Origin of the sequence: Kitasatospora sp. NPDC059599 (assembly GCF_042735125.1) — a bacterium.
Classification (GTDB): Bacteria; Actinomycetota; Actinomycetes; order Streptomycetales; family Streptomycetaceae; genus Kitasatospora.
Map to the genome: position 1 here is coordinate 1 of NZ_JBHWCL010000295.1, position 2,306 is coordinate 2,306.

The window sequence follows — 2,306 nt, forward strand, 5'->3', positions numbered from 1 at the left end:
GAGCCGACCACCATCGGCGCCGAGGCCCCGGCCCTGCCGGAGTGGATCGCCCGCGGGCACTGAACCCGCCGCGGGCGCCCGCGCGCGGGCACCTGCGCGCCGCGGGCGCCGCTCCGCGACGGGTGCCGCGCCGTCGCGCGGGCGGCGCGGTACCCGAACGGCCCCCGGGGGCTTGATCGTTCCCCGGGGGCCGTACGATCGCGATCATGGCCCATGACCCGCGCGACCTCGACGACGCCATGCTCGCCTTCTGGCGTGAGCGACACATCTCCACCCTGACCACCACCCGCCCGGACGGCACGCCGCACGTGGTGCCGGTCGGCGTGACGTTCCAGCCGGAGACGGCGACCGCCCGGGTGATCACCAGCCGCACCAGCCGCAAGGCGCGCAACGTCGCGGAGGCCGGGCCGGAGGGCCTGCGGGTCGCGGTCTGCCAGGTCGACCGGGCGCGCTGGGCGACCCTGGAGGGTGTGGCGATCGTCCGCGACGAGCCCGAGCAGGTCGCCGAGGCCGAGCGGCGTTACGCCGAGCGGTACCGCCAGCCCCGGGTCAACCCGGACCGCGTGGTCATCGAGATCGCCGTGGACCGCGTGCTCGGCCGCGGCTGAGCCCCGGGCTGCTCCGGAACGGCCGTTCTCGCTTCCGGGAACGGCCGTTCCGCCGTTCGGTGTGGCGCGGCTGTTCGGTGTGGCGCGGCTGTTCGGCGAGCCTGGGCGGTCGGTGCGCCTGGGCGGTCGGTGCGGCCGTACACGACCTAGGTGGTCGGTACGGGGCGGGCGGCGCGGATCCGCTGGCGGAGGAAGAGCGCGGCGCGGTCCAGGGCCTCGTCGGCCTCGTCGAGGATCCCGGCGAAGGCCTGGAACACGTGCGGGACGTCGGCGGTGACGTCGAGGACGACGTCCACGCCCGCCGCCGTCGCCCGTGCGGCCAGCCGGGTGGAGTCGTCCAGCAGCACCTCGTTGGTGCCCGCCTGGATCAGCATCGGGGGGAAGCCGGTCAGGTCGGCGAGGACGGCCGGGCTGAGCAGCGGCTGGTGGGGGTCGGCTCCGGCGAGGTACATGGCGCTGGTGTGCGCGAGGGCCGCCCGGGTGAAGATCGGGTCGACGCCCTCCTTGGTGTCCATGCTCGCGCCGGTCCGGGTCGCGTCGAGGCCCGGGGAGAAGGCGAGCAGGCCGGCGGGCAGCGGGAGGCCCGCGTCCCGGGCGGCGAGGCAGGTGGTGACGGCGAGGCCGCCGCCGGCGGAGTCCCCGGCGAACACGACGGCCGAGGGGTCCTCGCCCCGGTCGAGAAGGGCGCGGTAGGCGCTCAGGGTGTCCTCGACGGCTGCGGGGAACGGGTGTTCCGGGGCGAGCCGGTAGTCCACCGAGTACGCCCCGAGGCCGGTCCTGGCCACGAGGTTCCCGGTCAGCGAGAGGGCGGTCTCGGGGGAGCCGTACACCCAGCCGCCGCCGTGGAAGTACAGGATGGTGCCGGCGCCCGGGCCGCCCCCGGCGCCGCCGTCCGCCGCTCCCCGCGGTTCGACGCGCAGGGCGGGCCGGTCGCCCAGGGTCGTCGGCGTGGTGCGGATGCTGTCGTGGGGCACGGCCATCCGGGACATCAGGGCCCTGAAGCCGGCCCGGATCTGTTCGACCGACTGCGGTCCCTCGGGACCCGGTTGCCGCAGGATCCCGTCGATCCGGCTGCGCTGTTCCCTGCTCATGAGCGGACTCCCGTCGCATGTATCTTCCCGTACACTATATGCCGTGGAATATACATTGGGCGGCGACAGTGCCGCGGTCGGTCTCCCGGACCTCTTCGCCGATCTCGTCCGGTGCGAGACGCGCCTGTACAACGCGCTCGGCGACCGGCTCCGCGAGCGGCACGGGATCGTCACCTCGCAGTACGAGTTCCTGCGCTACCTGCGGGACCACCCCGGGTGCCGGGTCGCGGACCTCGCCGCCGAGTTCGCCATCGGCGTCGGGGCGACCAGCAAGGGCATCGACCGCCTGGAGAAGCAGGGGTGGGCCGCCCGGCGGCCGAACCCGGCGGACCGCCGCTCCTCGCTGCTGGTGCTGACCGACGACGGCGCCCGCCTCGTCGACGCGGCGGAGGCGACCTTCACCGGGGGCCTGTCCGAACTGCTCGGCGGCGCCCTCGACGGCCCCTCGGTGGCAGCGGCCGCACGGGCCCTGTCGACCCTGCGCTCCGCACTCGAACGCGACCGGGTCGGCACGCCGACCGGGTGACCGGCCCGGCCGGCCGCCGGGACTGCGGGAACGCCGGTACGTCGGAACGCCGGAAGGCCGCCGCCGCGCTCGGGTGAGCGC

General features: G+C 75.6%; 3 protein-coding genes. 2 read left to right on the plus strand and 1 reads right to left on the minus strand.

What is annotated here, in order from left to right:
* Window positions 1–206: 206 nt before the first annotated feature.
* Window positions 207–608 (plus strand): pyridoxamine 5'-phosphate oxidase family protein, encoded by a 402-nt coding sequence (locus ACFV04_RS43625; RefSeq protein WP_380536633.1) that lies wholly within the window; start codon window positions 207–209, stop codon window positions 606–608.
* 146 nt (window positions 609–754) lie between these two features.
* Here the strand turns inward: ACFV04_RS43625 and ACFV04_RS43630 are convergent, their stop codons facing one another.
* Complete coding sequence (locus ACFV04_RS43630; RefSeq protein WP_380536635.1) at window positions 755–1,699, minus strand: alpha/beta hydrolase; 945 nt, start codon at window positions 1,697–1,699, stop codon at window positions 755–757.
* A 43-nt stretch (window positions 1,700–1,742) separates the two neighbouring features.
* Here ACFV04_RS43630 and ACFV04_RS43635 point away from each other — a divergent pair, with 43 nt between their 5' ends.
* A complete protein-coding gene (locus tag ACFV04_RS43635) occupies window positions 1,743–2,225 on the plus strand; it encodes a MarR family winged helix-turn-helix transcriptional regulator (protein ID WP_380536637.1) in 483 nt (160 codons plus the stop codon).
* The last annotated feature ends 81 nt before the right edge of the window (window positions 2,226–2,306 follow it).